Source organism: Streptomyces anandii JCM 4720 (genome assembly GCF_014650655.1).
GTDB classification, from domain to species: Bacteria; Actinomycetota; Actinomycetes; order Streptomycetales; family Streptomycetaceae; genus Streptomyces; species Streptomyces anandii.
Map to the genome: position 1 here is coordinate 52,952 of NZ_BMVJ01000021.1, position 5,882 is coordinate 58,833.

Genomic DNA, 5,882 nt, shown 5'->3' on the forward strand with positions numbered 1-5,882 from the left:
GAATCGGCCTCACCATGGCTTACCTCGACCACGCCGCGACCACCCCCATGCTTCCGGAGGCGGCAGAGGCGCTGACCGCCGCGCTGGGTGTCACCGGCAACGCCTCCTCCCTCCACGCATCCGGCCGCAGAGCCCGCCGGACGGTCGAGGAGTCCCGCGAAACCCTCGCCGAAGCCCTCGGCGCCCGCCCCAGCGAGGTCGTGTTCACCTCCGGCGGCACCGAAGCCGACAATCTCGCCGTCAAGGGCCTGTACTGGTCGCGCCGCGCCGCCGACCCGGCCCGCACCCGCGTTCTGGCCAGCCCCGTCGAGCACCACGCCGTCCTCGACGCCGTCCACTGGCTCGGCGAACACGAGGGCGCCACCGTCGAGTACCTCCCCGTCGACGCCCACGGGCGCGTCCACCCCGGCGCCCTGCGCGAGGCCATCGCCCGCGACCCGGACGACGTCGCCCTGGCCACCGTCATGTGGGCGAACAACGAGATCGGCACCGTCCTGCCGGTCCGTGAACTCGCCGAGGCCGCCGCGGAGTTCGGTGTCCCGCTGCACGCCGACGCGGTCCAGGCCTTCGGCCAGGTCCCGGTCGACTTCGCCGCCTCCGGCCTCGCCGCGATGACCGTCTCCGGCCACAAGATCGGCGGCCCGTACGGCATCGGCGCGCTGATCCTCGGCCGCGAGCACACCCCCGTACCCGTCCTGCACGGCGGAGGCCAGGAGCGGCATGTGCGCTCCGGCACCCTCGACGTCCCCGCCGTCGCCTCCTTCGCCGTGGCCGGCCGGCTCGCCGCCGAACAGCGCGAGTGGTTCGCCCGCGAGATCGGCGCCCTGCGCGACGACCTGATCGAGGCGGTCCGCACGGCCGTACCCGACGCCGTCCTGGGCGGCGACCCCGACCCCGCCGGCCGGCTGCCCGCCAACGCCCACTTCACCTTCCCAGGATGCGAGGGCGACTCCCTGCTGCTCCTGCTCGACGCCCAGGGCATCGAGTGCTCCACCGGCTCCGCCTGCACCGCCGGCGTCGCCCAGCCCAGCCACGTCCTCCTCGCCACCGGCGCCGACCCCGACCTCGCCCGCGGCACCCTGCGCTTCACCCTCGGCCACACCTCCACCGAGGCCGACGTGGAGGCGGTCGCCAAGGCCATCGGCCCGGCGGTGGAGCGCGCACGCGCGGCGGGCCTGAGCTGAGAGCGGCCGACCGTCATGTGGGTGATGTATCTTCTTCATGTACATAGCCGACATGGGAGGCGGCCGTGACCGTCACGCAGATCGACCTCGACGACGAGACGCTGGCCGCCGCCATGCGTCTCATGGGCGTCACGACCAAGAAGGAGACGGTCAACCGCGCCCTGCGCGAGTACGTGCAGAGGGTGGAACGCCTCAGGGCGGCCGAGGCCCTCGCCGAACGCGGCGCACGCGGCGAGTTCGACCAGGCCGCCGAGGCGCACGAGGCCGCGAAGCGGGCGCGCAGGGCGGCTGCCGCCGGGTGAACAGGTACCTGCTCGACACCTCGGCGCTCTGGTACTTGTTCCGCACGCCGGGTGCGCTCGGCGCCTGGGAAGGCTACGTCGGCGCCGGGGGCTTCCTCGTCTGTGAGCCCACGCGCACGGAGTTCCTGTACTCGGCCACGAGCCCCGCCCACCGTGACGAGCTCGCCGGTGAGCTCGACGCCCTCTGCGCGCTCGCCCCCGTACCGAAGAACGCCTGGCGCTGGGTCGACATGGCGCAGTACAAGCTGACGCAGAAGGGGCAGCACCGCTCGGCCGGGCCCGTCGACCTTCTGCTGTGCGCCACTGCCGTCCATCACGACCTCACCGTGCTGCACCTGGACGACGACTTCCGCGCGGTCGCCCGCGTCGTCACGGAGCTGCGCGAGCGGAACGTGCGCGACCGCTGAGGCCGCACCCCCGTACCCTTGAGGGGCTATGACTGACACCCCGCAGCGCCCCCGCCCCCTCCGCGTCCTCGCCGCCATGTCCGGCGGGGTCGACTCCGCCGTCGCCGCCGCGCGCGCCGCCGAGGCCGGCCACGACGTCACCGGCGTCCATCTCGCGCTCTCCGCGAACCCGCAGTCCTTCCGCACGGGCGCGCGGGGCTGCTGCACCATCGAGGACTCGCGCGACGCCCGCCGCGCCGCCGACGTCATCGGCATCCCCTTCTACGTCTGGGACCTCGCCGACCGCTTCCGCGAGGACGTGGTCGAGGACTTCGTCGCCGAGTACGAGGCCGGGCGCACCCCGAACCCGTGCCTGCGCTGCAACGAGAAGATCAAGTTCGCCGCGCTGCTGGACAAGGCGCTCGCCCTCGGCTTCGACGCGGTCTGCACCGGCCACTACGCCAAGGTGATCGTGAACGAGGACGGCACCCGCGAGCTGCACCGCGCCTCCGACATGGCCAAGGACCAGTCGTACGTCCTCGGCGTCCTCGACGACACCCAGCTCGCGCACGCGATGTTCCCGCTCGGCGACACGGTCACCACCAAGGAGGAGATCCGCGCCGAGGCCGAGCGCCGGGGCCTGGCGGTCGCCAAGAAGCCCGACTCGCACGACATCTGCTTCATCGCCGACGGCGACACCCAGGGCTTCCTCGCCCGCCGCCTCGGCAAGGCCGAGGGTGACATCGTCGACGAGTCCGGCGCGGTGGTCGGCACCCACGAGGGCGCCTACGGCTTCACCATCGGCCAGCGCAAGGGCCTGCGTCTGGGCACCCCGGCCCCCGACGGCAAGCCCCGCTACGTCCTCGACATCTCCCCGGTGAACAACACGGTCACGGTCGGCCCCGCCGCCGCGCTCGACGTCACCGCGCTCACGGCGATCCGGCCCCGCTGGTGCGGCACCGCGCCCACCGGTCCCGGCGCCTACACCGCCCAGCTGCGCGCCCACGGCGGCGAGACCGGCGTCACCGCCGAACTCGTCGACGGCGAACTGCGGGTCGCCTTCACCGAGCCGGTCCGCGGCGTCGCCCCCGGCCAGGCGATCGTCCTGTACGACGGCACGCGCGTGGTGGGCTCGGCGACGATCGCGACGACCGAGCGGGCGCGGGCGACGGTGGCCTGAAGCAGGCGTTCCCGCCGCCCGACCGCGCGGGTCGGTCCCAGTCCCAGGTCATGCCCGGGTGGCCGGGGCGGATCCCCGGTTCCACCAGGTGCACGGTGCCGTGCGCGTTCGGGATCAGGCCGGCCACGTACTCCGGCGGGGCCGGCGCCGAGGGCGGCGGCTTCGGACAAGGAGGCCGCCCGGGCCGTCGCCCGCCCCGCGTACGCCGGCGGCCCCACACGCCGACGGCACGCGCGCCCATGGGGGATGGGTTCGGGGAACGGCGGCCCACAAGGGCCCGGACCCATACCTCGGCACACCGCCTACGCGGGCGCCCCGCCCGCGAGGAACTCCGCCAGCACCGGCGCCAGCACCTCCGGCTCCACCATGTGCGTCTGGCCCTCCAGTTCCCGGTACGTCCCCTGCGGCACGGTCTCCGCGATCTCCCGGGACGCCGCGCGCATCCACGCGGGGCTCGCGCCGCCCGCGACCGCCAGCACGGGCACGGAGACCGCGGCCAGCAGGTCCCGGGGCGCCAGACCGTCGCCCATCACCGCGTCGTCGTACGCGAGGCTCGGCGCCACGGCCTCCATGCCGGCCCACATCGGCGACTGGCGGGCGCCCTGGATCACCTGCTCGCCGAGGCCGGTCAGGCGCAGGAACAGCTCCACCGCGTCCCCGCGCCGGTCCTCCGCCAGCGCCCTGTTCAGCCGCTCCTTGTACGTCGCCTCCTGCTCGGCGCCACCGGCCAGACGGTCCGCGTACGGCACCTCGTAGACGGCGACGCGGCCTGCCTCCAGCCCGCTCGCGGCCGCCCGGAGCACCAGCGCACCGCCCGAGGACACGCCGAAGAGCGCCGCGTCGCCGCCCACCGCGTCGATCAGCGCGGCCAGGTCCTCCACCTCGCGCTCGACCGCGTACGGCTTGGTGTCACCGCTCGCGCCGCGGCCCCGGCGGTCGTAGACGACGGCCGTGCAGCGGTCCGCGAGCCGCTGGGCCAGGGGCGCCACGGTGCCCCCGGTGGACATCGCGCCGCTCACCAGGATCACCGTGGGCCCCTGGCCGGTCACTTCGTAGGCGAGGGAGGTGCCGTCGCGGGAAGTCGTCTTCTTGTCCATGGCCGTGCAGACTGCCGCAAGACACCTGACTCATCGGTCACGACACGGCGAAGCCGGGGCTGTTCATGAGACTTCCACCTCGTAGAAGCAGAGGTGGTCCTTGATCGCGGCGACGTCCGGCTTGGGTTCGGGGTACGCCCACACCAGGTCCGCCGCGTCCGGCAGCGACCAGTAGGACGCCGTGCCCTTGAACGGGCACTGGGTGCGCGTGTCCGACGGGGTCAGCAGGTCGAGGCGCACGTCCTCGGGCGGCAGGTAGTAGCGCGGGGGACAGCCCGTCTCGCGCAGCACCAGGGGGCGGTCGCTCTCCGCGAGGACCTGGCCGCCGTGCACCACGCGCACGTGCTCGCCGCTCTGCTCGATGGTGATCGTGTGTCCTTGGGTCATACCGGGACAGCGCCCGCGCGGGCGGACTTCTTCCCGTGTACGGCACACCTTTCCCGCGCGCGTACCGTGGCCGCATGAACATCTGCGTCTTCCTCTCCGCCGCCGACCTCGACGACCGCTACACCCGTCCCGCGCGGGACTTCGCCCGGATGCTCGGCAAGGCCGGCCACACCCTGGTGTGGGGCGGCTCCGACTCGGGGCTGATGAAGGTGGTCGCGGACGGGGTCCAGGAGGCGGGCGGCCGGCTGGTCGGCGTGTCGGTGGACTTCCTGTCGTCCAAGGCACGGCCCGGCGCCGACGAGATGGTCATCGCGCGCGACCTCGCCGAGCGCAAGAGGCTGCTGCTGGAGAAGGCGGACGCCGTCGTCATCATGGTGGGCGGCACCGGGACGCTCGACGAGGCCACCGAGATCCTGGAGCTGAAGAAGCACGGCCGGACCCTCAAGCCGGTCGTGCTGCTCAACACGGCGGGCTTCTACGACGGCCTGGAGCAGCAGTTCCGCCGTATGGAGGAGGAGGGCTTCCTGCCCCGGCCGCTGTCCGAGCTCATGTACTTCGCGGACGAGCCGGCGGCGGCGCTGGCCCACCTCGAGGAGCCGCCCGCCGCGCACTGAGCGTGGGGTGCGAGCATGGCGGTCATGGCTACACATGTGATCACCGGGGCCGGTTCCGGCATCGGCGCGGCCGTCGCCCGCCGCCTGCACGCGCGCGGGGACGACCTCGTGCTGCACGCGCGGGACGCGGGCCGCGCCAAGGAGCTCGCGGCCCAGTTCCCCGGCGCGCGGACGCTGGTCGGCGACCTCGCCGACCCCGACCGGCTGTCCTGGGCGTTCTCGCACCAGAGCCTGCCCGACCGGGTGGACTCCCTGCTGCACATCGCGGGCGTGGTCGACCTCGGCCCGGTCGGCGAGCTGACCCCCAAGTCGTGGCGCCACCAGCTCAACGTCAACCTCGTCGCCCCCGCCGAACTGACCCGCCACTTCCTGCCCCAGCTGCGCGCCGCCCGCGGTCATGTGCTGTTCGTCAACTCCGGCGCGGGCCTGAACGCGGGCGCCGACTGGTCCGCCTACGCCGCCTCCAAGCACGGCCTGAAGGCCCTGGCCGACTCCCTGCGCCAGGAGGAGCACGCGAACGGCGTCCGCGTCACCTCCGTCTACCCCGGCCGCACCGCCAGCCCCATGCAGGCCAAGGTCCACCAGCAGGAGGGCAAGGAGTACGACCCCGCGAAGTGGATCGACCCCGAGTCGGTCGCCACGACCATCCTCACGTCCCTGGACCTCCCCAGGGACGCGGAGATCAACGACCTGACGGTCCGCCCGGGCAACTAGGGCGCGACAGGGGGCAGG

8 protein-coding genes are annotated in these 5,882 nt (G+C 73.6%); 6 read left to right on the plus strand and 2 right to left on the minus strand.

What is annotated here, in order from left to right; all coding sequences use genetic code 11:
- Nucleotides 1–14: 14 nt before the first annotated feature.
- The 4 genes from IE249_RS29035 (at nt 15) to mnmA (ending at nt 3,052) form a co-directional block, all read left to right on the plus strand.
- A complete protein-coding gene (locus IE249_RS29035; protein WP_189709477.1) occupies nt 15–1,184 on the plus strand; it encodes a cysteine desulfurase family protein in 1,170 nt (389 codons plus the stop codon).
- Between the two features lie 65 nt (nt 1,185–1,249).
- A complete protein-coding gene (locus IE249_RS29040; protein WP_189709480.1) occupies nt 1,250–1,486 on the plus strand; it encodes a type II toxin-antitoxin system VapB family antitoxin in 237 nt (78 codons plus the stop codon).
- Complete coding sequence (locus IE249_RS29045; RefSeq protein ID WP_189709482.1) at nt 1,483–1,893, plus strand: PIN domain-containing protein; 411 nt, start codon at nt 1,483–1,485, stop codon at nt 1,891–1,893. Before IE249_RS29040 ends, IE249_RS29045 begins: the two co-directional genes overlap by 4 nt.
- A 28-nt stretch (nt 1,894–1,921) precedes the next feature.
- Complete coding sequence (gene mnmA, locus IE249_RS29050) at nt 1,922–3,052, plus strand: tRNA 2-thiouridine(34) synthase MnmA (protein ID WP_189709484.1); 1,131 nt, start codon at nt 1,922–1,924, stop codon at nt 3,050–3,052.
- Nucleotides 3,053–3,354: 302 nt separating this feature from the next.
- On the opposite strand, the gene IE249_RS29055 is transcribed toward mnmA, so the two are convergent.
- Nucleotides 3,355–4,149 carry an alpha/beta fold hydrolase gene (locus IE249_RS29055; RefSeq protein WP_189709485.1) on the minus strand — a complete coding sequence of 265 codons (795 nt, stop codon included), beginning with the start codon at nt 4,147–4,149 and terminating at the stop codon, nt 3,355–3,357.
- A 63-nt stretch (nt 4,150–4,212) separates the two neighbouring features.
- On the minus strand, nt 4,213–4,536 hold the full coding sequence (locus IE249_RS29060) for a DUF427 domain-containing protein (protein ID WP_189709487.1): 324 nt from the start codon (nt 4,534–4,536) through the stop codon (nt 4,213–4,215).
- A gap of 74 nt (nt 4,537–4,610) precedes the next feature.
- Between IE249_RS29060 and IE249_RS29065 the strand changes: the two genes are divergently transcribed.
- Nucleotides 4,611–5,150 (plus strand): LOG family protein, encoded by a 540-nt coding sequence (locus IE249_RS29065; protein ID WP_189709489.1) that lies wholly within the window; start codon nt 4,611–4,613, stop codon nt 5,148–5,150.
- 24 nt (nt 5,151–5,174) lie between these two features.
- Nucleotides 5,175–5,864, plus strand: coding sequence for an SDR family oxidoreductase (locus IE249_RS29070; protein ID WP_189709491.1), 690 nt, complete (start codon nt 5,175–5,177; stop codon nt 5,862–5,864).
- The last annotated feature ends 18 nt before the right edge of the window (nt 5,865–5,882 follow it).

Bases quoted from the DNA above. Each gene is read 5' to 3' on its own strand.
- IE249_RS29035 (WP_189709477.1), top strand. From the start codon at position 15: ATGGCTTACCTCGACCACGCCGCGACCACCCCCATGCTTCCGGAGGCG.
- mnmA (WP_189709484.1), top strand. From the start codon at position 1,922: ATGACTGACACCCCGCAGCGCCCCCGCCCCCTCCGCGTCCTCGCCGCC.
- IE249_RS29055 (WP_189709485.1), bottom strand. From the start codon at position 4,149: ATGGACAAGAAGACGACTTCCCGCGACGGCACCTCCCTCGCCTACGAA.
- IE249_RS29060 (WP_189709487.1), bottom strand. From the start codon at position 4,536: ATGACCCAAGGACACACGATCACCATCGAGCAGAGCGGCGAGCACGTG.
- IE249_RS29065 (WP_189709489.1), top strand. From the start codon at position 4,611: ATGAACATCTGCGTCTTCCTCTCCGCCGCCGACCTCGACGACCGCTAC.
- IE249_RS29070 (WP_189709491.1), top strand. From the start codon at position 5,175: ATGGCTACACATGTGATCACCGGGGCCGGTTCCGGCATCGGCGCGGCC.